The sequence below is a fragment of the Providencia sp. PROV261 genome (genome assembly GCF_028477945.1).
GTDB lineage: Bacteria > Pseudomonadota > Gammaproteobacteria > Enterobacterales > Enterobacteriaceae > Providencia > Providencia stuartii.
Genome location: NZ_JAMPMC010000030.1, coordinates 20,575 through 46,029 on the forward strand (window position 1 = coordinate 20,575; position 25,455 = coordinate 46,029).

Below are 25,455 nucleotides of genomic sequence, written 5' to 3' on the forward strand. Positions count from 1 at the left end.
CTCATATCTGCAAACTCTATTGATATAGGTTTACCAGTTAGGGTATGTGTGAAACAATTAGTTATCTTTCAAATTTGGTTATTGAGGTAGTCTGGTGATCGATGATGATGGCTACCGCCCGAATGTAGGAATTGTAATTTGTAATCGGCAAGGGCAGGTTTTATGGGCCCGCCGCTATGGTCAACATTCATGGCAATTTCCTCAGGGAGGAATCAACCCAGGGGAATCGCCAGAACAGGCTATGTACCGTGAATTGTTCGAAGAGGTTGGCCTACAACGTAAAGATGTTAGGTTGTTAGCTTCAACTCGCAATTGGTTGCGTTACAAATTACCCAAGCGTTTGGTGCGTTGGGACACAAAACCTGTTTGTATCGGGCAGAAACAGCGTTGGTTTTTACTACAACTTCAATGCAATGAAGCAGATATAAACGTTCAGCGCAGTAAATCGCCAGAATTTGATGGCTGGCGATGGGTCAGTTATTGGTATCCTGTGAGGCAAGTGGTCTCTTTCAAACGGGAAGTGTATCGCCGTGTTATGAAAGAATTTGCACCTGTTGTCATGTCATTACAGGAACAAAAGCCAGTACAAAGACCTGCATTTACTCACCGTAGGCGTGGAGCGAGATAATATCATGTTGACGCGTCTACGTGAGATTGTTGAAAAAGTTGCCATGGCGACAAGTTTAACCGGAGCGCTAGAAGTTTTGGTCAATGAAACTTGTCATGCCATGCAGACTGACGTTTGTTCAATTTATTTGGCAGACCACTCACGTCAATGCTATTACCTAATGGCAACCCGCGGGTTAAAAAAGCCTAGCGGTGTTGCTATTCGCCTTGGTTTTGATGAGGGAGTCGTTGGTGCGGTTGGACGCCAGTCTGAGATGTTGAATCTTGCCGATATCCGTGAACATCCCGAATTTAAATACCTTCCCCAATTAAAAGAAGAGCGATTGAAAGCCTTTTTAGGTGTCCCTATCGTATATCGTCGCCAATTACTTGGGGTGTTAGTCGTTCAACAACGTGAGCGACGTTTCTTTAGCGAAACCGAAGAATCTTTTATGGTGACGCTATCCATGCAATTAGCCGTAATATTGTCGCAAGCGCAAACCAAAGGGGTGTTTGGTCAATATAGGCAAAGCCGTATTAAAGCCATTTCAGTTTCTCAGGGAATTGTCATGGCATATGGCTGGCAAGATAGCTCACAACCGTCATTCGACAGTATTTGTGAGGCGTGTGCCTTAGACCAAAATGCGGAAAAACAGCGTTTAATAACTGCGATAGAAAATGCCGCCTCAGAATGCCGCCGTATCAGCAAACGTTTTATTGCAAACTCCCAAAAAGAGAGTGCTGCGATTTTCGACCTCTACAATCATCTACTCCATGACCCTCAACTAAAAAAACGCTTATTTTCCGCAATCGAACAAGGCTCAATGGCGGAGTGGGCGGTTAAAATCGTTATTGAAGACTATGTTGAGCAGTTTTCACGCTTACGTGATCTCTACCTTCGCGAAAGAGGAGCCGATCTACGCGCGTTAGGACAGCGTTTGCTATTCCATCTGGATGACAGCTTGACTTCAATGGATCAGTGGCCTGAACGTTTTATTTTAGTGGCGGACGAATTGAGCGCGAGTTTGTTAGCTGAAATGCCATTAGAGCAACTTGCAGGTGTTATCGTGCGAGATGGCGCGACACACTCTCATTCGGCTATTTTGATACGGGCAATGGGGATCCCCGCGATAATGGGGGCGGATATTGACCCTTCATTGCTTCACAACCGCTTTTTGATCCTTGATGGTTATCGTGGTGAAATTTTCATAGAGCCTGAAAATATTGTTGCTCAGGAATATAAACAAATTATTGCAGAGGAAGATGTACTGAGTCGGCTCGCTGAAGGTGCACTTGAGCAGGAATCAGAGTTAAAAAATGGCGAGCGCGTACATATCCATCTGAATGCAGGTTTAAGCCCCCGTTATGAACAGCAGATCAATGTCGCTGTTGATGGTGTTGGGTTATACCGCACAGAACTCCCTTTTATGCTCCATAATGGCTTCCCGTCAGAGGATGAGCAGAAGCAGTTATACCAAGAGATTTTGCAGTTATTTGCCGATAAGCCTGTGGTATTGAGGACATTAGACATTGGTGCAGATAAGCAATTACCTTATATGCCAATAAATGAAGAAAACCCATGCTTAGGTTGGCGAGGCATTCGCGTGATGCTAGATCAGCCAGAAATTTTCTTAATCCAGCTTAGAGCTATGCTACATGCAAATGTTGCAACACAAAACTTGCGCATATTACTGCCGATGATCACGAGTATCAATGAGGTGGATGAAGCGCTCACATTGATTAAGCGGGCAAAAGAAGAAGTAAGTTTAGCAACGGGGCAAACCGTTCCTATGCCGGAAATTGGGGTAATGCTTGAAGTTCCGTCTTTACTGTTTCTTCTTCCTGAGTTAAAAAAACGGATAGATTTTATCTCAATTGGAACGAATGATCTGACGCAATATTTACTTGCAGTTGACCGCAACAATACGCATGTTGCCACCATTTATGACAACCTCCATCCTTCAATGATCCGTTTTTTAGCAAAAGTTCATGAAGAGTGTCAACGGGTTGGGATATCAGTCAGTGTTTGCGGTGAAATGGCGGGGCAACCCCTTGGGGTGATGGCGTTAATTGCATTAGGCTATCGTTCCTTAAGTATGAGTGGAAGAAGCGTACCAAGAGTGAAGTATCTTATTCGAGGGCTACAGCCTGAAAAAGTTGAGCAGCTAGTGCCTGAGCTTTTAACTGCGGAAACAAGCGACAGTATTAGGCAAATAATAAGTCTATTTATGGAGAAAAATGGGCTTGGTGGCTTTGCTCGAGGCGGGATCTAATCTGCCTTATTCACCTGCGTATGAGCTATGCTATGATGCGCTATGATTTTAGATTAACAAATAAAGTGGGGAACGATGAGTAACAGCTACTTAGCATTTCCGGAAATTGATCCCGTAATGTTCTCAATTGGGCCAGTATCACTACACTGGTATGGTTTTATGTATCTTGTAGGGTTTGTTTTCGCATTGTGGCTTGCTAGTCGCCGTGCAAGCAAACCAAATAGCGGTTGGACAAAAAATGAGGTTGAGAACTTACTCTATATTGGCTTTGTAGGTGTCTTTGTCGGTGGAAGACTCGGCTATGTTTTCTTCTACAACCTTCCTGTATTTTTAGATGACCCCCTTTATTTATTTAAGGTTTGGGATGGCGGTATGTCGTTCCATGGCGGTTTAATTGGTGTTATTTGTGCAATGATGTGGTTTGCGCATCGTACACGCCGTCGTTTTTTGCAAGTTTCAGATTTTGTCGCTCCACTGATCCCATTTGGTCTTGGCATGGGGCGGATAGGTAACTTTATTAATGGTGAGTTGTGGGGGCGTGTAACACTTGATACCCCATGGGCATTTTTATTCCCTAATTCCCGTAGTGAAGATATTCAACTTGCGGCACAAGACCCTTCATTAATCCCTATTCTAGAGCAGTATGGCGTGCTTCCTCGCCACCCATCTCAACTTTATGAGATGTTTTTAGAAGGCGTTGTGTTATTCCTTATCCTTAACTTATTTGTCCGTAAACCTCGCCCAATGGGCAGTGTTTCAGGTTTATTCTTAATTGGTTATGGTGCATTCCGCATTATCGTTGAGTTCTTTAGGCAGCCTGATGCTCAGCTAGGCTTATTCAGTGGGATCAGTATGGGCCAAATTTTATCAATACCGATGATTATTATTGGTGTGTTGATGATCATTTGGGCATATAAGTATGGTAAAAATGTTCCCGCACATAAGCCTGATAATAAAGAGCAGCAGCCAAGTAAATAAATCAATATAGGGTTGTCATACTCCAAGTAGTTAGGTTGTCGGCTAAGTTTCCTCACATTTAGCCACAACCTGAATGGTTGATTTATTTGCCGCCAAGCGGTACTTCGCGTTAGTTAAAATCTATTAATATTATAAGGTTACAGTTATCGGCAATTTTGTAGCCTATTGAGTAAGAGAGTGATTATGAAGCAGTATCTTGAGTTATGTCAGCGCATCATTGATGAAGGCCAGTGGGTTGAAAATAAACGTACAGGGGTACGTTGTTTAACTGTGATTAATGCTGATCTGGAATATGATGTTGCGAATAACCAGTTTCCATTAATCACGACCCGAAAAAGCTTTTATAAGGCAGCTATTGCCGAGCTATTAGGCTACCTACGTGGCTATGATAGCGCAGCTCAGTTTCGTGAAATTGGCTGTAATACATGGAATGCTAATGCCAATGAAAACCAAGCATGGCTAAATAACCCCCATCGAAAAGGTGAAGATGATATGGGACGTGTATACGGTGTCCAAGGTCGCTCTTGGCAACGTCCTGATGGTTCACACCTTGATCAGCTTAAAAAGGTAGTTAATAACCTAAAAAATGGTATTGATGACCGCGCTGAAATCATTACTTTTTATAACCCCGGTGAATTTGAAATGGGGTGTCTGCGTCCTTGCATGCACACCCATACATTTTCATTATTAGGTGATACCCTCCATTTGACCTCTTATCAACGTAGTTGTGATGTACCACTAGGTTTAAACTTTAACCAAGTGCAGTGCTTTGTATTATTGGCATTAATGGCACGAATTACGGGTCATAAAGCAGGTAAGGCGTACCATAAAATTGTGAATGCGCATATTTATGAAAACCAATTGCCATTGATGCGTGATGTACAGTTGAAGCGTGAACCTTTCCCTTTGCCTTCATTATCGATAAACCCTCAAATTAAAACGTTGGAAGATATTGAAACTTGGGTTAGCACTGATGACTTCACCCTAGAGGGGTATCAGTGCCACGAAGCTATCAAGTATCCATTTACGGTATAACGCAACCTAGAGATACGTTGATAAACCAAGGCGTATGGTCATTTTGAACCGCGCCTTGGTTTTTTTTTACCTTTTCCAAATTCAGTTTGTTACCTCTTTTTTTCGCCCTCATCATTTTTTGCGAAGCGCTTCCTAAAATAACGAAACAGCTATTATGAATTTCATAATAGTTTGCGAAAGGCTATGTAGAGTGAACTAATCACGCTGTTTTTATTTGCCATCGTCGACAATATTAAGTGCACATTTTGCGAAGATAATGGCGGCGATATATGGAAATTCGAATAGTGAAAGGAGAGAAAGGCTTCACGCTCATTGAGCTTTTAGTGGTGTTATTTATTTGTTCTTTAGCTTTGTTACCCGCGTTATATAACTGGCAGCAACAACAGCAAAAGTTACGCTTAATTGATGCTGCACGGCAGGTTACCGTATTTATTTACCGTCATTTGATGGAGAGTGTTTATTTAAATCGACATCGCATTTTATCGATAGCACTCTCTCAAGGAGAATGGACGTTAAGCATCAAAGAGGCCGGAGCTAGAAAATCCATTGCAGCATTAGCATCGACCCAATTTGAAGGCATTGAAATTAAAACGGCTTCTCGTTTATCTGTTGATTTTTATGGGAAGCAAGGGACTAGCCACTCTTTTCGTCTTGAATTGAAAAATGATTTTGGGCAGATCACGGTATTCATGTCAGCGATGGGGCGGATCAGGGTGTGTAGCAATGATAAACTGACTGGAATTCCGCGTTGTTGAGTTTCTCTTATGAAAATCAATGAACAACACGGTTTTTCCTTAGTTGAAACATTGATAGCAATGGCTATCAGTAGCTTAGTTTGTCTTGCTGCCATTGCTGTTCTCCCGAATTTGTTTAAACAGACTCACCAATCTTATATTCAGTATCAGGTAGATAGGGAGGTTAGGCAGGTGCTTATTAATATGGAAAAGGATTTTAGGCGTATTGGCTATTGTAGTAGTTTCTCTTGCCAAGGAGAGCCTATCAAGATCGGTGCTAAATTTTTAGGTCGTCACCCTAATTCCTGCATTATTTTCGCTTACGATCAAAATTTATCAGGTACATGGAGACCTGTCAGAGGCAGAAATAAGGAGTCTGATTTTTTTGGTTACCGGCTCAATGATAGAAAATTAGAGTCAAACCGTAATGTGATGGATTGTGATGGCAATCGGTGGTTATCCTTGTTTGACCCCTTAATGATTAAAGTGAATTCAATGAGATTTACTTGGGATCAATCACAATCAATACTTGAAATGAGCCTTGATATTGAAAGCCCTCATTTGCCTCACAAAGTGCTGCATTATCGTACCGCTGTTTTGCTGAGAAACTTACGATGAGGCGAGTTAGGGAGCAAAGAGGAAACATTGCGTTAGTCATGGTCATTGTATTGATGACTATGGGGTTATTATTATTAAAAACCTTACATTTTTATCAAGATAATGCCCGTGATGAGTTTTTTCGTGAAAAAAACTATATCGAAGCTTTTAACCAAGCAGAATCAGCGCTAGCGTGGGGGTTAAAGCAATCTTGGCGGTTAACGACGTACAGAGGGGCAAATTGGCAATGCCAACGACCACCAACTCAAACGTGGGTGAGCTGTATTAAACATTATAAGAGTGGGCAGTTTGTTTTATCGGGCAAAGGTCTATATAAAGGGCGGCACTATGTGACGGTTTATCGTTGGGTCGCGCCTATCTCTAAAACCCAAAAAGTCAGGCCACGTATAAAAGGTTGGTTGGATTATTGCCCTGTTAATCAAAAAGGATTTTGTTCATGAGGTCGCCCACCAGTCAACAGGAAGGTTTCGCATTAATAGAATCAATGATCGCCCTCGTTGTTTTTGCTATTTTGTTAATTGCTCTGTTAAACTACAGCCAATATATTACCTTGAATTTCAATTGGATATTTCATAATTCAATAGCATTAAGAGAGTTACAGAGCAATTTGGAACGCACAACGGTGGGTGTGGTGCCCATCCCTGAAAATTCAGGGGGTATGTACCCCGATTGGCAGCTAAGCTCACAGACATTCACCGTATTAGATGGTTGTCGTGATATCAAAGTAACCCTATCAACGACTAGGCAAGCACTTTCTCTAAACCGCTGGTTTTGTAGAACAGGAGATAACAATGTTTCAGGTTTATCATTCTAATCAGTTAGAGCTGTTAAAGGAACTGATAGCTCACTTAATGGAGAATGAGCCTCTTTCTCACCCGTTCGAACAAGAGATAATCTTGGTACAAAGCCCCGGTATGTCTCAATGGTTACAGATAGAATTAGCAAAACGCTTCGGAATAGCAGCGAATATTTATTATCCATTACCGGCAACCTTTATTTGGGATATGTTTCGACGGGTATTACCGGATATACCAAAAGAGAGCGCTTACACTAAGCAGGCGATGACATGGAAGTTGATGAAAATCTTACCTGAAGTGATCGATGAAGATGAATTTGAGCCACTACGCCATTACCTTCATAATGACTTAGATAAACGTAAGCTACATCAACTTGCTGGGCGTGTCGCGGATCTATTTGACCAATATTTAGTATATCGGCCTCAGTGGATTGAAAAATGGCAACAAAATGAGCTTATTGATGGTTTAGGAACCAATCAGCTATGGCAGAAACGGTTATGGCTGCGGTTAGTTGCTTATACTGACTCACTTGGGCAATCCCCATGGCACCGAGCGAATCTTTATCAGAGCTTTATCGATAAATTGTCCACCACTCAGGGCGTACGAGATGCTCTACCAAAACGCATTTTTATTTGCGGTATCTCTTCATTACCACCTGTTTACCTGCAAGCATTGAATGCCATTGCAGAACACACAGATATCCATTTAATGTTTACTAACCCTTGCCGCTACTATTGGGGGGATATCCATAGCCACGCTTTTCTCGCAAAACTTCAAAAAAGAAAACTGCATCATTATATTGATAAGCATGAAATATCACGTTTTAAAATAGATGAGCATGCTCAAGGGTTATTTAATGCAGAGGGAGAGCAAGAGTTAGCGAACCCACTGCTGGCATCATGGGGAAAATTGGGGAGAGATAACCTCTATTTTATTTCACAAATCGATGGTGCAAATGAAATTTCAGCATTTGTGGATACCGATCGTAGTTGTTTACTAGAGCATTTGCAGCAAGACATTTTAGATCTCGAAAACCATGCTCAGCTAGGAACCACATTAACGGATTACAATACAAGTCAAAATAAGCGGGTATTAACCTTATCTGATCAATCCGTCACATTTCATTCTTGCCACAGTGCTCAAAGGGAAGTGGAAGTTTTACAAGACAAATTATTGGCGCTGTTTGAACAAGACCCCTCATTGACCCCGAGGGATATCATTGTGATGGTTTCGGATATTGATAGTTATACTCCATTTATCCAAGCCGTCTTTGGTAATACCGCGTCTAAGCGATATATCCCGTTTTCTATTTCAGATAGAAAAGCCTTACAAGCACACCCAATCTTACAGGCATTTATACTGTTACTCGACCTGCCTCAAAGCCGTTTTTCAACGGAGCAAGTACTCACATTACTTGAGGTCTCTGCTTTTGCTGCACGCTTTGATATTGATGAAAGGGAATTAGGCTTGTTACGCAGGTGGGTTAATGAATCAGGTATCCGCTGGGGATTGGATGATGATAACGTTCGCGCTTTATCGCTTCCAGTGATAGGGCAAAATACCTGGGAGTTTGGTTTAAGTCGCATGCTGTTAGGTTATGCGATGGACAGTCGATATGGCCCTTGGCATGATGTTTTACCGTATGATGAAAGTAGTGGTTTAGCTGCTCAATTAGCAGGTAAACTCGCTTTATTAGTGAATACACTAAAAGAATGGCGAACCTTACTAGACGTTGAAAGAACTCTTGATGAGTGGAAAGAGGTTTGCCAGCAGCTAATTGACAGCTTCTTTCACGTTGACGGAGATGCTGAGTTAGTACTTACTCTTGTTACAGAGCAGTGGCATAAAATTATCCAAAATGCGCAGGGCTCTGGCTATGATGAACAGGTGCCTTTACGCTTAATTCGGGATGAATTGGCAGTCTGTTTCGATGAAGAGAAGATCAGCCAACGCTTTTTAGCGGGAGCTATCAATTTTTGTACACTAATGCCTATGCGTTCAGTGCCCTTTAAGGTGGTCTGCTTGCTAGGCATGAATGATGGTATCTATCCTCGAACAATTCCGCCATTAGGGTTCGATTTAATGGCAGAAAAACCAGCTAGAGGGGATAGGAAGCGTAGGGATGATGACCGTTATCTGTTTTTGGAAGCATTGAATTCAGCTGCACAACAGCTCTATATCAGTTATATCGGCTTATCTATCCAGGATAATCAGGTGTGTAACCCATCGGTATTGGTTACCGAGTTGTTAGATTATATTTGCCAGAGTTTCTGTCTGGAAGGCGATGAAGCCCTTAATATTGATGACAGCGCGATAAAATTAAAAGAGCATTTGGTGTTCCAACACAATAGAGTGCCATTTGCGAAAGAAAACTTTATAGCTAATTCACCCTATCAAAGCTTTGCGAGTGAGTGGTTACCAGCGGCCAAAACAACTTTTCAAGGGAACAAATCATTTATCTCTATCTTGGATGAACGAGAGCCAGTGACCGATATTTCGATTGAACAACTGTTACGCTTCTATCGGCACCCAATTAGGGCTTTTTTCCAGCAGCGCTTAAAAATTCATTTTACGATTGAAGAAACAGAGCTACCAGAAGATGAACCTTTTATTCTGGATAGGTTACAGCGCTATAAAGTGAATGAGCGACTTTTAGCCTTACTCATTAAAGATGAGAATCCGGCACCTTTATATCAGGCATTAAGGGCGGCGGGGCAGTTACCCGCAAAACAATTTGGTCAGCTTTTTTGGGAGCAGCAAGTTAAGGATATTGCGCCACTTGCGGAGAAGATTAAAGAGCAGAATGCACAACTATTTGATCACGTTATTGATATTCAAATTAATGGCATCAAAATTAATGGGGTATTAAAGAATATTCATGAAAAAGGGGTGTTGCGCTATCGGCCTGCCTATTTAACCGCAAATGATGGCGTTCAGCTGTGGGTTGAACACTTATTATTTAATTTTGCTATCGCTGAAGGTGAGAGTATCGCGCTTGGTAGAGAGAATAGCATTTGGCACTTTTCTAGTGTAAAACAAGACGATGCGAAAAAATACTTAGAGCAATTAATCACAGGTTACTGTGATGGGCTAAATTCACCACTATTATTGTTAAATCAAAGCGGTTGGAACTGGTTGTCCGCTTGCTTTGATAAAAAGAGCAAACAGTATGACTTTGTTTCTGAGGAGATTCAGCAAAAAGCACTGTCCGCATTAATGCAAAGTCTTCAAGGTTCTTCAATGAAAAGAGGTGAAATGGAAGACGATTATGTTTTACGAGTTTGTAGAAACATCGATCAGAACTTAATTCAGGCGCTGTTGGAAAATACTCAGCGTTACCTTCTGCCAATGGCAGAACATTTAAAATAAAAAGGGGAGCATTAAAGGATGCTACGTTTATCCAAAAGTATCGCTCAATTTTTCTTGTTGTTGGCCTTAGTGGCTTGGGGGGGAGCGGTAGCCGCACAACCCCTTTGGCAAGTTTTACCTGAGACTATCAATAAGAGTGAAAATGACCCAAGAACTTATCAAGCCATCAAGTTAAATAATGGCATGGTTGTTCTATTGGTGTCCGATCCTAAAGCGACAAAGTCATTAGCGGCGGTATCCATTCCTGTTGGAAGTCTAGAAAATCCAGATAGTCAATTGGGGTTAGCGCACTATTTAGAACACATGGTGTTGATGGGATCTAAAAAATATCCAGAACCAAGCAGTTTGTCTGAGTTTTTGCAAAAACACGGTGGTAGTCATAATGCAAGTACTGCCGCTCATCGTACTGCTTATTATTTGGAAGTTGAAAATAGTGCACTTCAACAAGCAACCGATCGATTGGCTGATGCATTGGCAGATCCATTGCTCGACCCAACTAATGCAGACAGAGAGCGTAATGCGGTCAATGCTGAACTGACGATGGCGCGCTCCCGTGATGGCATGCGGTTATGGCAGGTTCGTTCGGAAACGTTAAATCCTCAGCATCCGAACTCACGTTTTTCCGGTGGGAACTTAGAGACGCTACAAGATAAACCGAACAGTAAATTACAAGCAGAGCTGGTGGGTTTTTATAAGCAATACTACTCTGCAAATTTGATGAATGGTGTGCTTTATGGCGACCAGTCTATAGAGTCATTGGCAAAAATAGCAGCAGAAACCTTTGGACGCATCCCAGATCGTCAAGTCACTGCACCATCGACAGATGTGCCAGCCGTTACAGATAACGAAAAGGGGATCATCATTCACTATGTTCCCGCTCAGCCACAAAAAGCAATTCAGCTTGAGTTTAGCATAAAAAACAATATGGCTGACTTTCGTAGTAAAAGTGATGAGTATATTGGTTACCTAATTGGGAATCGCAGCCCAGGTACGCTTGCTGATTGGTTAATATCTCAAGGGCTTGCCGAAGGGATCAGTGCGTCATCAACACCAAATGCAGATCGCAATGATGGTGTTTTCTCAATTTATATTACGTTAACCGATAAAGGGTTAGCAGAGCGCGATCAGATTATTGCGGCTGTTTTCTCTTATATCGATTTACTGAAAAAAGACGGTATTAATAAAAATTATTTTGAAGAAATTGCCAATGTACTGAATCTCTCTTTTCGTTATGGCTCCATTGTCAGAGATATGAATTACATTGAGTGGTTATCAGACCAAATGATCAATGTACCAGTGAAGCATGTACTGGACTCAGATTATATTGCTGACAAGTATGATCCTGCTGCCATTAAGGCTCGTCTATCTGAATTAACGGCAAAAGATGCGAGGATTTGGTTTATTAGCCCGGATGAGCCTCATAACAAAAAAGCTTACTTTGTGAATGCACCTTATCAGGTTGATAAAATTACAGAAAAGCAGTTAGCACAATGGGATAAATTGGAATCTAAAATGAAATTTAGATTGCCTGAATTAAACCCATACATTCCTGATAACTTGTCATTAATTAAGGTTGATAAGACATATAAGCACCCAGAGCTTATCTATCAAACAGATAACACTCGAGTGCTCTATATGCCTAGCCAATATTTCGCGGACGAACCGAAGGCAACAATTAATTTATCTCTTAGAACGAAAGAGGGGATGCAGGATGCTAAATCGCAAGTGACAGGCGCGTTACTGCAATATATCGCTTCTTTAAAAATGGATGAATTGCAATACCAAGCATCCGTTGCTGGGATGTCTGTTTCTGTTTCCCAAGGACTTGGCTTACAGTTTAATGCGAGTGGTTATACACAGCATTTACCTGAGTTGTTTTTATCAATGACCAAGCTTTATGTCAGCTTTGAACCTACCGAAAGGGAACTGGCTCAGGCGAAATCTTGGTATCAGGAGCAAATTAAAGTTGCTAATAATGCCAAAGCTTATGAATTAGCGATGCAACCACTGCGTCGTATCGATACCGTACCTTATTTTGAGCAAGAAGAACGGTTATCAGTGCTTGATAGCATTTCGCTAAAAGATATTACAGATTATCGTAGCAAAGTTGTGGATAGTGCAGCGCTACAGGCGATGGTTATTGGTAATTTAACCGATAAACAAAGCGTGAAAGTGATCCAAGATGCCCAAAAGTTACTTAAGAGCAAAGGAACAAATTGGTGGCGTGGTGATATCGTCGTTGTTGATAAACCATATTTAGCGGATTTCCATCACCAAGCTCAAAGTACAGATAACGCTTTGGCAGAGATATTTATCCCTGAAGGTTACAGCCGTATTGAAGGGGCGGTATTGTCTGGCCTTCTGTCTAATATCATTCAGCCTTGGTTTTACGATCAACTAAGAACAAATGAGCAACTTGGGTATGCGGTTTTTGCTTTCAAAGTTGGGTTAGGTGACCAGTGGGGAATTGGTTTCTTATTGCAAAGTAACGCAAAAACACCGGACTACTTGAACTCTCGTTACCAAGAGTTTTATCAAGTTGCGCTCGATAAGCTGAACAAACTACCAGCCCAAGAGTTTGAACAGTATAAACAATCGATTATTACTGAAATGAAACAACCTCCACAAACTTTCTATGAAGAGGTTGGACGTTATTCTTCAGACTTTAACCGCAATATTTTTACGTTCGATACCCGAGAGAAAGTACTCGCGTTATTTGAGAAAGTGACTCAGCAGCAAGTGATTGAGTACTACCAAAAAGCGGTGATGAAACGTCAAGGGTTAGCGTTGGCATCTCAAGTTATTGGTCAAGATGTCAATGAAAAAACAGGATATGCACCACTAAAAGGCTGGGTGTTCTATCCGAATGCGTCAGAATTTCAAAAAATCTTGCCAGTTAAGGAAGATGCGAAGTGAGTAAAATGCAGATAAGTTCCCAATTGTTAGATGCTTTTTCGTTACCATTACAAGGCCAACGGTTAATTGAAGCCTCTGCGGGTACAGGCAAAACCTATACGATAGGGATACTCTATCTGCGTTTACTATTAGGGTTAGGGGGGGAGAATGCTTTCCCCCGACCTCTTACAGTTGAAGAAATTCTCGTAGTGACATTTACAGAAGCCGCAACTAATGAATTACGAGGGCGTATACGTGAGCGAATTCATAAAATGCGCCTTGCTTGTATCCGTGATGGGGTCGGTTTCGAAAAAGAGCCGGAATATTTAGAGCTACTCTCGCAAATTCCAACACCAGAGCAACGTGAGTTTGCCATAAATTGGTTACTTACCGCTGAGCGTCAAATGGATGAAGCTGCGATTTATACCATTCATGGCTTTTGTCAGAGAATGTTAGTTCACAATGCTTTTGAATCAGGCGTTTTATTTGAACAGACGATGATCCAAGATGAACTTCCGATTCAAAAGCAAGCTTGTGCTGATTTTTGGCGGCGTCATTTCTATCCACTCGATTATTCAATGGCAAAAGTTGTTTTGTCACAATGGAATAGTCCGGAAGCATTACTGGCGGATATTAAGCCTTTTTTACAAGGTGATATGCCATACATAGTTAATGAAACGCCAAATAAAGAAACCTTTGAAGAGCGTCACCAGCGTTTAATCGAACTCATTACTCAAGTGAAGTCTTTATGGCTAGTAGGGTGCTCTGAGATTGAAAAACGGATTGTTAGCTCAGATGTTGATAAACGTAGTTATAGCTCGCGCTTTTTACCGAGCTGGTTAGATAAAATGGCACGCTGGGCAGAGGAAGAAACACAAGATTACCAACTGCCAAAAGAAATTATTCGGTTTTCGCAAGCTGCCTTACATGATAAATCGAAAAGTGGCTCAGGCCCTGAGCACGAGGTATTCGCGCTCATTGATGAACTTCTTTCGCAATCCCTAACCATTAAAGATCTGATTATTCCCGTTGCCATAACAGAAGTTAGGCAAAACATTGCCCGAGAAAAACACAGTAGAGGCGAAATGGGGTTTGATGATTTGCTCACTCGCTTAGATAACGCATTAAAAAAGCAGGGCGGAGATTACTTAGCTAAAGCCATTAGCCAGCGTTTCCCTGTTGCGATGATTGATGAGTTTCAGGATACCGACCCTCAACAATATCGTATTTTTCAGCGGATTTATCATGAGGTTGAAAATAGTGCATTGTTATTTATTGGTGACCCTAAACAAGCTATTTATGCGTTTCGCGGCGCTGATATTTTTACTTACATTGCAGCGAAAAAGCAGGTTAGTGCTCACTATACACTAGAAACTAACCATCGCTCCTCCGAGCAAATGGTTGAAGCTGTTAACCGTATTTTTAGCCATTGCGAAAAACCTTTTATTTTTGAGCAGATCCCATTTAACCCTGTCAACTTTGCAGCCAAAAATGCGGGCAAGATATTAAAGCATCATGGTCAAGCAGTAAAAGCGCTAACATTTTGGCAAATTGATGCAGAAGCGGTTTCTATTGCTGATTATGAGCAAACAATGGCATCACAATGCGCCGCACAGATCAGTCAATGGTTACAAGGGGGAGCTGAGGGAACAAGCTTATTTCAGCATAGTGATGGAAAACAACATCCGGTTTCTGCGGCTGATATTACAGTCTTGGTGAGAAGCCGACGTGAAGCAACACTGATCCGTGATGCACTCAATCAGTTGGGTATCCCATCTGTCTTCCTATCGAATAGAGAAAGTGTTTTTGCGACCCAAGAAGCGCGTGACCTTTTATGGATTTTACAAGCGGTACTGTCGCCAGAAAAAGAGCGTATTTTACGTAGTGCACTAGCAACGGGAACTTTAGGGCTAAACGCCAAAGAGATTGATGCGCTAAATTACGATGAAAAGGCATGGGAAGCGCTGGTGGATGAGTTTTCTCAATACGCGCTAATTTGGCGTAAGCGCGGGGTTCTGCCGATGCTTCGGGTTCTGATGGCGGAGCGCCATATTGCAGAATCATTGCTTTCTGCCGTGGAAGGTGAACGTCGTTTAATGGATTTGATGCATATTGGTGAACTGCTTCAAGAGATGTCTCTTCAATTAGAAGGAGAGCACACATTAGTGCGTTGGTTAACACAGCAAATTGCTCATCCTGATCATCAATCGAACGCACAGCAAATGCGTTTAGAAAGTGATAAACACCTAGTTCAAATCAGTACCATCCACAAATCAAAAGGCCTTGAATACAAGATTGTTTGGCTGCCATTTGCGAGTAATTTTTTACCACAATCAAAGGCGCTGTACCATGACAGGGAGAATTACGGCACTCATTTAGACTTAGATGATAGTGAAGAGAACGTTGCGCTTGCGGATGAAGAGCGTTTGGCGGAAGACTTACGGCTACTCTATGTTGCCTTAACACGTGCAATCTATCATTGTAGTGTTGGTATTGCGCCAATAATTAAAGGTAACCGCAAGAAAAGTGGTGAAACCGACCTACACTTATCTGCTTTGGGGTATTTAATTCAAAAGGGAGAAGCAGGGGATTTTAGCTTACTCAATAAAGGATTAGCAGAGCTTGCCGGTACAGCGATTAGTGTGGAGCGCATTGAGTATACAGAATCTATCTCAATGTCTTTTGATCAAGATGATAATGAGTCATTGTCAGCTAGGGATATTACTCGCTTCTTTGACTACCATTGGAGAGTAACCAGTTATTCAGGGTTGAGCTATAGCAGTGGTCATAGTGGCAGTGGTAATGAGCAAGCGATAAGTGCTGAGCAGCTTGCGACCTCACTGGCACCTAAAATAGATGTGGAAGCTAGCTTAGATGCCACTTTACCAGAAATCGATGAATTTACGTTGACACCACATCTGTTTCCCCGCGGAACTGCACCGGGAACTTTTCTTCATGAACTTATGGAAGAAATGGACTTTTCACAAGAGATCCCCCTTGAATGGTTAGTTGAGAAATTGCAAGGAGCAGGGTTTGATACCAAATGGGCTGACATGTTACAGGCATGGCTGGCGGCTATTGTGGATGCGCCACTGGCAGATGATGGTTTATGCTTGTCTGCATTAGCGCCTCAAGATATGTTAGATGAACTACAGTTTTATCTTCCTATTGATAACTTGCTTCAAGCTGAAGATGTTGATCGCATTACTCATCGATATGATCCGCTATCTGCGGCTTGCCCTCCGCTTAATTTTGAAAAAGTACAAGGTATTTTAAAAGGGTTTATCGATTTAACGTTTTTATGGAAGGGGAAATTTTATCTCCTTGATTATAAATCAAATTACCTCGGTGATGATGCGGCTAGCTATACGCAATCTGCGATGGCTGAAGCGATGATTGACCACCGTTATGATCTTCAATATCAATTATATTCATTAGCGCTGCATCGTTACCTTAAACAGCGGTTACCTAACTATCAGTATGATGTTCATTTTGGTGGCGTCTATTACCTCTTTCTTCGTGGCATTGATCGGGTAGAGTCAAAAAATGGTATTTTTTATTATCGGCCAGAAAAGGCATTTATCGACGAACTGGACCGACTATTTCGTAACGCACAAGAGGGAAGTGAGCCATGATGAAAGCGCTGTTTAATAAAGCGCTCGAAGCGCGATTATTCACTCCCCTTGATATCCAGTTTGCTTATAACATTACACAAGAGCAAAACCCAACATTATTACTGCTTACCGCATTATTGAGTGCTGAGACGATGGCGGGGCATGTCTGCTTGTCATTATCTGATTTCAGTCAGGAAAAACTGTTTGCAGGGCGCCATCCTGAACTTGCAGACGAATTTTGGCACGCAATAGGTACACCTGATCCAGAAACCATTTATCACCTAGTTAAAAATGCCCCTTTTGTCTGCTTAGCGGGGGAAAGTGAATTATCCCCCTTGGTGTTATCGGGGGAGTTTTTATATTTTCAGCGGCTATGGCAATATGAGCAAAGTGTTTCAGACTACTTTTCACACACCGGACTACCTCAATATGATGCTCTGCGCATTAAAGGAATATTAGACGCTCTTTTCCCGCAAAGTGATGAAATTGACTGGCAAAAAATAGCTGCCGCAGTGGCTGTCACTAGCCGAGTTTCCGTGATTTCAGGGGGGCCTGGCACGGGGAAAACAACCACAGTTGCTCGAATTTTAGCGGCATTGGTTAAATTGGCTGTAGAGAATAAACAACGTATTCAAATTGAATTAGCAGCGCCGACAGGTAAAGCTGCGGCACGTTTAACAGAGTCGTTGGGGGCAGCACTCGATGGCTTGTCATTGACCGATGAAGAGCGACATATGTTGCCTAATCAGGCAAAAACACTGCATAGGCTATTAGGGGCACAACCTGAAAGCCAGCAATTCCGCTATCACCGCGATAATTTATTAACACTGGATATTTTGATTGTTGACGAGGCTTCCATGGTGGATTTACCCATGATGGGTAAATTAATCGAAGCCTTGCCAGTAAATGCCAAATTGATCTTTTTAGGGGATAAAGATCAATTAGCATCCGTCGAAGCGGGGGCTGTACTTGGAGATATTTGCCAATTTGCGGATCAAGGATATAGCCCTCAACGTGCCCAAGAATTGGCTCAACTGACAGGATACGCACTCGATCACTTTACATCAAATACAGGCCCTTTGATCAGAGATAGCCTCTGCCTACTGCGTAAAAGTTACCGTTTTTCGGCTTCTTCGGGTATCGGGCAGCTTGCTTTTGCGGTTAATGATGGAGATACCAAGCGTGCTGAAAAGTTATTAAACAGCACATTAAATGACGTGCATACTTATTTACAAGAAAGTGAGGATGATTATGCACAGATGTTGATAGCGGCATCTAATTTCTATCGAGATTATCTTCTATCAGTAAAAGCTAGACAGGATCCGGCTGAGATTTTATTTAAATTTAATCAATTTCGTTTGTTGACAGCTTTGAGAGATGGCCCCTATGGTGTAACAGGGATAAACGAAAAATTAGAAAAACTGCTTCATCGGCAGGGGCTTATTCATCGGCCATTGAACCAAATAAATAAACATTATGCAGGTAGGCCAATTATGATCAGCCGAAATGATAGTCCATTAGGGCTATTTAATGGCGATATAGGGATAATCCTGCCTGATGAAGAAGGGGCTCTTAGAGCTTATTTTCAGTATCCCGATGGCTCAATTAAGGGGATCCAACCTAATCGGTTGCCTTTACATGAAACAGCATATGCAATGACTGTACATAAATCACAAGGTTCAGAGTTTGCTCATACCGCCTTAGTACTACCGAAGGTATATTCACCAGTCGTCACTCGAGAGCTTGTGTATACTGCAATAACTCGCGCCAAAAAAGAACTTTCTTTGTATTGCACGATTAAGATTTTACGCCGTGCCATTGAGACACCGACGAAACGACGTAGTGGCTTAGCAATACAGCTCATGAATGTAAAATAAACGTAGTAGCCTTGGCTACATAATTAGACTTAAATGCAAAAGGTAATAATATGGATACCCAGCCAACAACGACGGCAATAACAGTCACACTTAAAGCGAGAATTCAGCCAGAAAGACGTGCAGACTTAGAAGATGCCTTTATGCATGTTATGCAAAGTATGGAAAAAGATATTCATGTGACAGGTGGTGGCACGTTACTTTCAGACAATGGTGAAATTGATGAGTGTGATATTGAGTTATCTGTTGCAGAGGCGAATGATGAAAATATCAGCTTAATTATTCAATTGTTTTCATCCATGTTGGCGCCGAAAGGATCACGTTTAGTTATTCATGGTGAAGACATTGTGATTGAATTTGGTGATGAAGAAGGGTTAGCCCTTTATTTAAATGGTACTGATTTGCCCGACGAAGTTTATGAAAATAGCGATATTAACGATATTTTCGATAAATTAGACGAGGCTGTAGAAGATATTGGTGCGATCCATGGTGTGTGGGAAGGCCCTACAGAAACAGCGTTCTATTTCTATGGCGCATCATTTGCCGAAATGTCATCACTGCTACAACCTTTAATCGATAGCATACCGCTATGCCAAAAATCAAGAGTGGTACAAATCGCCTAGGTTGATTGACTAACCTGACAGTAAGTAAATTGTCAGGTTAGTCGAGCTAAAGTCTATTTATCGGCTTTTGCATGTAAATCTAGCATCAAAATTTTAGAACGGCGTTGGTAGTTATATAGCGCCTGTTTTTTCAATGGCAACATCTCAATCTCTGCGGGAATAAAGCCCCTTTCTTGGAACCAATGAATACTACGTGTGGTTAAAACAAATAGCTTTGCTAACCCTAATTGCTTAGCCTGTAGGGAAACACGATGTAAAAGTTCTTCTCCCCGCGAAGAGCTACGGTAGTCAGGATGCACGGCGACACAAGCCATTTCCCCCAGTTTTTCTTCGGGGTAAGGGTAGAGAGCCGCACAAGCAATCACTAAGTTATCTCGTTCAATGATCGTAAATTTATCGATTTCCATCTCAAGTTGCTCCCGTGAACGTCTTACAAGGATGCCTTGCTGCTCAAGAGGGCGAATTAACTCAAGAATACCGCCGATATCATTAATATTAGCACGACGGATTTGTTCGGCGCTTTCCATGACAATTTGCGTACCAATGCCATCGCGCGAAAAGAGCTCTTGGATTAGCGAGCCATCTTCTTGATAACTTAATAAATGGCTGCGACGAACACCGCGGCGGCAAGCTTTCGCCGCGCCACGTAAAAAGCGCACAGTACCTGAATAATAATCCCCTTCGGATTCCAGCTCTTGGATCCTATTTTCGGCTTCATCGGGGAATAATTCTGATAAAATATTGCCATCTTTATCAGCGACTCCTTGTGAAGAACAAAAGCCGATTAACTTTTCAGCCTTCATTTTCACTGCGAGTTGAGTGGCTATTTCCTCAGAAGTGAGATTAAAACTTTCACCAGTAACAGACACGGCAACCGGACCAATAAGTACGATAGAGCCATTATCCAGTTGTTTATTGATAGCATCTTCATCAATGCGGCGGATACGCCCGCTATGGCAGTAATCAACGCCATCATCCACACCGAGTGGTTGCGCGATCACAAAGTTACCGCTGACAACACTAATATGAGCGCCTTGTAAAGGTGTGTTACTCAGACTCATCGATAAACGAGCCGTAATATCAAGTAATAAGGCACCAGAGGCTTGCTTAACGTATTCAAGTGTATTCGCATCCGTTACGCGGGTATGTTTATGATAAACAGCCTCATAATTATGCTCGGCTAAAATATCTTCGATTTGAGGGCGAGCGCCGTAAACTACGATAATGCGGATACCAAGACTATGTAATAATCCTATATCATTGACAATACTCGGAAAATTCTCATGCGCAATTGCTTCTCCACCAAGCATAATAATAAATGTTTTGCCGCGGTGGGCATTGATATAAGGAACCGAATGGCGAAACTCATCTACCAATTCGGTGCTGCGCTCTTTCATAACCACCCTCTTAACTGAATTTTTATTCGCTATTAATGTATTTTTATTCTTTTTAGCGATAAATATCAAGCAAAATATAGGATAAGACTTGTAACATTTTTATTATTTGGGTTTACATATCTCTATATTTAAATGTGTATTCTTGATGACAGTATGCGAATGATTCGCTAGAGTTTATGTTTCTGGCCTCTATTTGGCTTTTGTTCTAAAATCACCTGATATTCAGTTTTAGGTTCGGAATTATTGATGAGTCACCCAGATCACTGTCCATCTAAACGCCGCCTTTTACAAGGAGCGGCAGCGGTTATGTTGCTTAGTGTCAGCCCATTTGGCTTTGCTGCGAATACAAATGTGATCGCAGTACGTATCTGGCCTGCATCAAGTTATACGCGCGTGACGCTAGAATCGAGTGCTCCATTAAAATATCGCCAGTTGGTACTGCATAACCCTGAACGCATCGTTATCGATTTGGAAGGGGTACAGCTGAACAACATTCTGAAGCAGATGGGAACTCAAATCCAATCTCGCGACCCGCATTTAAAATTAGTACGGGTCGGGCAGTTTGATCCAAAAACAGTGCGTCTTGTTTTTGAAGTCAAAAATAAAGTCAGCCCACAGATTTTTACTATCGCGCCCGTTGCTGAATTTAAAAACCGTTTGGTGTTAGATTTCTATCCGGGTAAAGGGGTAGAAACATCGGACGATCCATTGCTTGCCTTATTGGAAGATTATAATAAAGGCGATTTAGAAGAGAAAATGCCTGCTCAGGCGAAGAAACCGGGTAAAGCAGGTCGAGATCGCCCCATTATTATTATGATTGACCCAGGGCATGGGGGGGAAGATCCCGGCGCAATGGGGAAATACAAAACGCGAGAAAAAGATGTGGTTTTACAAATCGCTCGCCGTTTGAAAGCGTTAATCGATAAAGATCCCAAAATGCGTGCCTATATGACTCGTAACGAGGATGTATTTATTCCATTGAAGGTTAGGGTCGCTAAGGCTCGAAAAATGCAGGCAGACTTGTTTGTTTCGATTCACGCTGATGCCTTTACCAATCGCTCAGCTCACGGTTCATCTGTGTTTGCCTTATCGACTAAAGGTGCCACCAGTAATACCGCTCGTTACCTCGCTCAGACACAGAACGAGGCTGACTTAATTGGTGGGGTGAGCAAAAGTGGTGATGTTTACCTTGACCATACCATGCTTGATTTAGTGCAAACAGCAACCATTAATGACAGCCTCAAATTTGGTGATGAGGTTTTAAAGCGCATGGGCAAAGTCAATCGGCTACATAAAAATAAAGTTGATCAGGCAGGCTTTGCGGTATTGAAGGCGCCGGAGATCCCTTCAATCTTGGTTGAAACAGCCTTTATCAGTAACTTAGAAGAAGAGCGTAAATTGAAAACCGCGAAGTTCCAGCAGCAGATGGCGGAATCTATCTTCCAAGGGATTAAAGCCTATTTTCGTAATGGCGGCGAATTAGCGATTAGAAATTAGCCGCTAGAATAAAATCGATAAATTAGAAAAGGTGACTGGCTGAAAAGTGAGTTGCCTTTTTTATTATTGCATTGATTTAATAGGAAAAATAAGAATTGGTTGCGGGGGCCGGATTTGAACCAACGACCTTCGGGTTATGAGCCCGACGAGCTACCAAGCTGCTCCACCCCGCGACTGAAGAGGTAAATATAACAGGGGATATTGGTTGCGGGAGCCGGATTTGAACCGACGACCTTCGGGTTATGAGCCCGACGAGCTACCAGGCTGCTCCATCCCGCGCCTGAAATATTTTTGATACTAATTTGAAGATTGGTTGCGGGGGCCGGATTTGAACCGACGACCTTCGGGTTATGAGCCCGACGAGCTACCAAGCTGCTCCACCCCGCGTCCGATAGCGGGCACTATACTCGGGATGAGATCTGATGCAAGTTTTTTTGTGTATTTTTTTCAAATTTCCGCATAGATAGAACAAAATATACACTTAGTGGTCAAATATTAATCATTTTAATGGGGCGGTGAGATTGATTAACAGGCAATAGGCTAAATCCTTTTTTTAGAGTCGATGATAAAAAATAAATGTGAATTATCCATTGCGGGGAAAAATAATAACCAGTAATAAGTCCACAATTTGTACGGCGATAGGAGAGTAAGTATTTTTAGCCGTTTCATTCTTTATGTGGGTTTGCTATTGTGCGCTTCATATTGGATTGGAGTGGGCGATATAACATGAAATTATGGCAAAAATGGTGTGTAGCAGGTGCGTTTGTATCTTTACTTGTTGGCTGTCAATCTCACCCGACAGATCAAGGGCAGCAGTATAAAGATGGACGTTTAAAGCAAGATCTTCAGCAAGTAAGCCAAGTAAATGTTCAAGGGCGCCCAATCAATTCACAAGATTTTTATCGGCAAGTTAATGAAATCAAGAATGCGTCACCGCGTTTGTTTCAAGGTAACAATGATACCTATCATGCGATTGAAAACTGGCTAGTTGCAGGGGGAGATCCTAAAAAACTGGCGAGTTTCAACTTAACCGCCTTTCAAATGGAAGGGGTGGATAATTATGGTAACGTACAATTTACTGGGTATTACACGCCGGTTATCCAAGCTCGCCGTACCAAACAGGGGGAATTTCAGCACCCACTTTATGCAATGCCACCTAAAGGGAAAAAACGCCTCCCCAGCCGAGCCGCGATATACAATGGTGCTTTAAGCGATAAACTCATTCTAGCCTACAGTAACTCCGCCATGGATAACTTTATGATGGAAGTTCAAGGTAGCGGCTATGTGGATTTTGGTGATGGTAGCCCGCTGAATTTCTTTGGTTATGCGGGGAAAAATGGGCATGCTTATAAGAGCATAGGTAAAGTGCTTGTCGATCGTGGTGAAGTGCCGTTAGAGAAAATGTCACTGCAAGCGATCCACGATTGGGCGAATAGCCATAGCGAACAAGAAGTGCGCGAATTACTCGAACAAAATGCTTCCTTTGTTTTCTTCAAACCACAATCATTTGTTCCTGTCAGAGGCGCTAGTGCAGTACCGTTAATTGCTAAAGCATCAGTTGCATCGGATAAAACACTTATTCCGCCAGGCACAGCGCTATTAGCAGAAATACCTGTACTTGATAATGCAGGGAAATTTACGGGACGCTATGAAATGCGTATGATGATTGCCCTAGATGTTGGTGGTGCAATTAAAGGACATCATTTCGATATCTATCATGGAACAGGTCATGAAGCAGGTAGAATGGCCGGTTTTTATAATCATTACGGAAGAGTGTGGGTGTTGAAAAAGAGCCAGCCACTTTTCGGTCATATGTAGTTATTAAGGTTACTATTTACTATGCAAACTAAGCTTTCAGATGCTTGGATGCAGCGTTTTGCTGGGATCGGACGTCTTTATGGACAGCAAGCGCTATCACTTTTTGCTCGTTCTCATATTTGTGTTATTGGGATTGGGGGCGTCGGCGTTTGGGCTGCGGAAGCACTCGCACGGACGGGAATAGGGCAGATTACCCTGATTGATATGGATGATATCTGTATCACTAATACCAATCGTCAGTTACATGCACTTAAATCCACAGTGGGTCAGCCAAAAGTTGAAGTCATGAAAGCACGGATTTTAGAAATAAATCCTGAATGCGTTGTGAATATCGTGGATGATTTTGTGAGCGTAGATAATGTGGCTGAGCTGCTCTCTACGGGGTTTGATTATGTTATTGATGCCATCGATAGTGTCAGGCCGAAGGCGGCTCTGTTGGCCTACTGTCGGCGTTATAAAATCCCCGTTGTAACGACAGGGGGCGCAGGAGGGCAAATCGACCCAACTCAGATCCAAGTAACAGACTTAGCGAAAACGATCCAAGATCCCCTTGCCGCAAAATTACGTGAGCGCCTGAAATCCGATTTTAATGTTGTTAAAAATAGCAAAGGTAAATTAGGCATAGACTGCGTATTTTCAACAGAGCAATTAGTTTATCCGCAAAGTGATGGCTCCGTCTGTGCGGCTAAAAGTACCGCTGACGGCTCTAAAAGAATGGATTGCGCTTCAGGCTTTGGGGCGGCAACGATGGTGACAGCAAGTTTTGGTTTTATTGCAGTATCACATGCTCTGAAGAAGATGGTCGCAAAATTAGAGCGGGAAAATTCGCTCAAAAGCTGAGGCTATTTTCATAGCCTCTAGTACATTATTCGGCAGGTGTCATTTCGCTGGCAAAGTTGCGAATAGTCGTTATTAATGCGGCTATTCCATTTTGTCGTGATTCACTGAGTTGGCCAGATAACCCGGTTCTATTCAAAATATCCTCAAAATCGACAGCGAGGATCGCTTGGCTATTTTTTTGTTCCACTGCGGCTAATAAAATCGCAAATAGCCCTTTAACAACGCGTCCTTCACTATCGCCATAAAAATGAAATGTTTGGTCATCGTTGAGTCTTGCACCAATCCACACTCTGTTTTCGCAACCTTTCACTTCCTGAGTCTGCTGCTTTTGTTCATCAGTCAGAGTCGGTAGTTGACGAGCGAGTTGGATAAGCAAGCGATATTTATCTTCCCACGCTTTTTGTGCTGAAAATTGTTCAATAATCTCTTCAATTTTCAGTGTCGTACCGAAAGGGTGTGGAACAAATGTCGATATTATTGAAGTCAT

General features: G+C 42.2%; 18 protein-coding genes and 3 tRNA genes. 16 read left to right on the forward strand and 5 right to left on the reverse strand.

Annotation, left to right across the window (positions count from 1 at the left end; all coding sequences use genetic code 11):
* Positions 1–94 precede the first annotated feature (94 nt).
* The 13 genes from rppH (at position 95) to PR675_RS15740 (ending at position 19,416) form a co-directional block, all read left to right on the forward strand.
* Positions 95–628: an RNA pyrophosphohydrolase gene (gene rppH / locus PR675_RS15680; RefSeq protein ID WP_004924973.1), complete on the forward strand. Its 534-nt coding sequence runs from the start codon at positions 95–97 to the stop codon at positions 626–628.
* 4 nt (positions 629–632) lie between these two features.
* Positions 633–2,879, forward strand: a complete 2,247-nt coding sequence (gene ptsP / locus PR675_RS15685; RefSeq protein ID WP_060561236.1) for a phosphoenolpyruvate--protein phosphotransferase — start codon at positions 633–635, stop codon at positions 2,877–2,879.
* Between the two features lie 75 nt (positions 2,880–2,954).
* Positions 2,955–3,857, forward strand: coding sequence for a prolipoprotein diacylglyceryl transferase (gene lgt, locus PR675_RS15690; RefSeq protein WP_004924969.1), 903 nt, complete (start codon positions 2,955–2,957; stop codon positions 3,855–3,857).
* A gap of 183 nt (positions 3,858–4,040) precedes the next feature.
* Positions 4,041–4,892 (forward strand): thymidylate synthase, encoded by an 852-nt coding sequence (locus PR675_RS15695; protein WP_004924967.1) that lies wholly within the window; start codon positions 4,041–4,043, stop codon positions 4,890–4,892.
* A gap of 269 nt (positions 4,893–5,161) precedes the next feature.
* Entirely contained in the window at positions 5,162–5,647 is a 486-nt protein-coding gene (locus PR675_RS15700; RefSeq protein WP_004924961.1) for a prepilin-type N-terminal cleavage/methylation domain-containing protein, read from the forward strand.
* 9 nt (positions 5,648–5,656) lie between these two features.
* Positions 5,657–6,244: a prepilin peptidase-dependent protein gene (locus tag PR675_RS15705; protein WP_004924958.1), complete on the forward strand. Its 588-nt coding sequence runs from the start codon at positions 5,657–5,659 to the stop codon at positions 6,242–6,244.
* Complete coding sequence (locus PR675_RS15710) at positions 6,241–6,684, forward strand: YgdB family protein (RefSeq protein ID WP_060561235.1); 444 nt, start codon at positions 6,241–6,243, stop codon at positions 6,682–6,684. Before PR675_RS15705 ends, PR675_RS15710 begins: the two co-directional genes overlap by 4 nt.
* Positions 6,681–7,058, forward strand: a complete 378-nt coding sequence (locus tag PR675_RS15715; protein WP_004924951.1) for a prepilin-type N-terminal cleavage/methylation domain-containing protein — start codon at positions 6,681–6,683, stop codon at positions 7,056–7,058. Before PR675_RS15710 ends, PR675_RS15715 begins: the two co-directional genes overlap by 4 nt.
* Positions 7,036–10,410, forward strand: a complete 3,375-nt coding sequence (gene recC, locus PR675_RS15720) for an exodeoxyribonuclease V subunit gamma (protein ID WP_060561234.1) — start codon at positions 7,036–7,038, stop codon at positions 10,408–10,410. The genes PR675_RS15715 and recC overlap by 23 nt, the downstream gene beginning before the upstream one ends.
* An 18-nt stretch (positions 10,411–10,428) precedes the next feature.
* On the forward strand, positions 10,429–13,326 hold the full coding sequence (ptrA, locus tag PR675_RS15725; protein ID WP_036943241.1) for a pitrilysin: 2,898 nt from the start codon (positions 10,429–10,431) through the stop codon (positions 13,324–13,326).
* Between the two features lie 5 nt (positions 13,327–13,331).
* On the forward strand, positions 13,332–16,940 hold the full coding sequence (gene recB / locus PR675_RS15730) for an exodeoxyribonuclease V subunit beta (protein ID WP_239686468.1): 3,609 nt from the start codon (positions 13,332–13,334) through the stop codon (positions 16,938–16,940).
* Positions 16,940–18,796, forward strand: coding sequence for an exodeoxyribonuclease V subunit alpha (recD, locus tag PR675_RS15735; RefSeq protein ID WP_171831082.1), 1,857 nt, complete (start codon positions 16,940–16,942; stop codon positions 18,794–18,796). The genes recB and recD overlap by 1 nt, the downstream gene beginning before the upstream one ends.
* A 50-nt stretch (positions 18,797–18,846) precedes the next feature.
* Positions 18,847–19,416 carry a hypothetical protein gene (locus PR675_RS15740; RefSeq protein ID WP_004924935.1) on the forward strand — a complete coding sequence of 190 codons (570 nt, stop codon included), beginning with the start codon at positions 18,847–18,849 and terminating at the stop codon, positions 19,414–19,416.
* Between the two features lie 53 nt (positions 19,417–19,469).
* Here the strand turns inward: PR675_RS15740 and argA are convergent, their stop codons facing one another.
* The gene (gene argA, locus PR675_RS15745; RefSeq protein WP_040132408.1) at positions 19,470–20,813 is read right to left on the reverse strand and encodes an amino-acid N-acetyltransferase; all 1,344 of its coding nucleotides are present in this window, start codon (positions 20,811–20,813) and stop codon (positions 19,470–19,472) included.
* Between the two features lie 246 nt (positions 20,814–21,059).
* Between argA and amiC the strand changes: the two genes are divergently transcribed.
* Positions 21,060–22,310 (forward strand): N-acetylmuramoyl-L-alanine amidase AmiC, encoded by a 1,251-nt coding sequence (amiC, locus tag PR675_RS15750; protein ID WP_014657669.1) that lies wholly within the window; start codon positions 21,060–21,062, stop codon positions 22,308–22,310.
* 96 nt (positions 22,311–22,406) lie between these two features.
* On the opposite strand, the gene PR675_RS15755 is transcribed toward amiC, so the two are convergent.
* The 3 genes from PR675_RS15755 to PR675_RS15765 form a co-directional block, all read right to left on the reverse strand.
* Positions 22,407–22,483: transfer RNA gene (locus PR675_RS15755), tRNA-Met, on the reverse strand.
* A gap of 29 nt (positions 22,484–22,512) precedes the next feature.
* Positions 22,513–22,589: transfer RNA gene (locus PR675_RS15760), tRNA-Met, on the reverse strand.
* Between the two features lie 31 nt (positions 22,590–22,620).
* A tRNA-Met gene (locus PR675_RS15765) sits at positions 22,621–22,697 on the reverse strand.
* 339 nt (positions 22,698–23,036) lie between these two features.
* Here PR675_RS15765 and mltA point away from each other — a divergent pair.
* Both mltA and tcdA read left to right on the forward strand, forming a co-directional pair.
* Positions 23,037–24,128 (forward strand): murein transglycosylase A, encoded by a 1,092-nt coding sequence (mltA, locus tag PR675_RS15770; protein WP_004924922.1) that lies wholly within the window; start codon positions 23,037–23,039, stop codon positions 24,126–24,128.
* A 21-nt stretch (positions 24,129–24,149) separates the two neighbouring features.
* Positions 24,150–24,968, forward strand: coding sequence for a tRNA cyclic N6-threonylcarbamoyladenosine(37) synthase TcdA (gene tcdA / locus PR675_RS15775; RefSeq protein ID WP_014657670.1), 819 nt, complete (start codon positions 24,150–24,152; stop codon positions 24,966–24,968).
* A gap of 25 nt (positions 24,969–24,993) precedes the next feature.
* Here tcdA and csdE read toward each other — a convergent pair whose 3' ends face one another.
* Positions 24,994–25,455, reverse strand: coding sequence for a cysteine desulfurase sulfur acceptor subunit CsdE (gene csdE / locus PR675_RS15780; RefSeq protein ID WP_004924917.1), 462 nt, complete (start codon positions 25,453–25,455; stop codon positions 24,994–24,996).

Bases quoted from the DNA above. Each gene is read 5' to 3' on its own strand.
- ptsP (WP_060561236.1), top strand. From the start codon at position 633: ATGTTGACGCGTCTACGTGAGATTGTTGAAAAAGTTGCCATGGCGACA.
- lgt (WP_004924969.1), top strand. From the start codon at position 2,955: ATGAGTAACAGCTACTTAGCATTTCCGGAAATTGATCCCGTAATGTTC.
- PR675_RS15695 (WP_004924967.1), top strand. From the start codon at position 4,041: ATGAAGCAGTATCTTGAGTTATGTCAGCGCATCATTGATGAAGGCCAG.
- PR675_RS15700 (WP_004924961.1), top strand. From the start codon at position 5,162: ATGGAAATTCGAATAGTGAAAGGAGAGAAAGGCTTCACGCTCATTGAG.
- PR675_RS15705 (WP_004924958.1), top strand. From the start codon at position 5,657: ATGAAAATCAATGAACAACACGGTTTTTCCTTAGTTGAAACATTGATA.
- PR675_RS15710 (WP_060561235.1), top strand. From the start codon at position 6,241: ATGAGGCGAGTTAGGGAGCAAAGAGGAAACATTGCGTTAGTCATGGTC.
- PR675_RS15715 (WP_004924951.1), top strand. From the start codon at position 6,681: ATGAGGTCGCCCACCAGTCAACAGGAAGGTTTCGCATTAATAGAATCA.
- recC (WP_060561234.1), top strand. From the start codon at position 7,036: ATGTTTCAGGTTTATCATTCTAATCAGTTAGAGCTGTTAAAGGAACTG.
- ptrA (WP_036943241.1), top strand. From the start codon at position 10,429: ATGCTACGTTTATCCAAAAGTATCGCTCAATTTTTCTTGTTGTTGGCC.
- recB (WP_239686468.1), top strand. From the start codon at position 13,332: ATGCAGATAAGTTCCCAATTGTTAGATGCTTTTTCGTTACCATTACAA.
- recD (WP_171831082.1), top strand. From the start codon at position 16,940: ATGAAAGCGCTGTTTAATAAAGCGCTCGAAGCGCGATTATTCACTCCC.
- PR675_RS15740 (WP_004924935.1), top strand. From the start codon at position 18,847: ATGGATACCCAGCCAACAACGACGGCAATAACAGTCACACTTAAAGCG.
- argA (WP_040132408.1), bottom strand. From the start codon at position 20,813: ATGAAAGAGCGCAGCACCGAATTGGTAGATGAGTTTCGCCATTCGGTT.
- amiC (WP_014657669.1), top strand. From the start codon at position 21,060: ATGAGTCACCCAGATCACTGTCCATCTAAACGCCGCCTTTTACAAGGA.
- mltA (WP_004924922.1), top strand. From the start codon at position 23,037: ATGAAATTATGGCAAAAATGGTGTGTAGCAGGTGCGTTTGTATCTTTA.
- tcdA (WP_014657670.1), top strand. From the start codon at position 24,150: ATGCAAACTAAGCTTTCAGATGCTTGGATGCAGCGTTTTGCTGGGATC.
- csdE (WP_004924917.1), bottom strand. From the start codon at position 25,455: ATGACTTCAATAATATCGACATTTGTTCCACACCCTTTCGGTACGACA.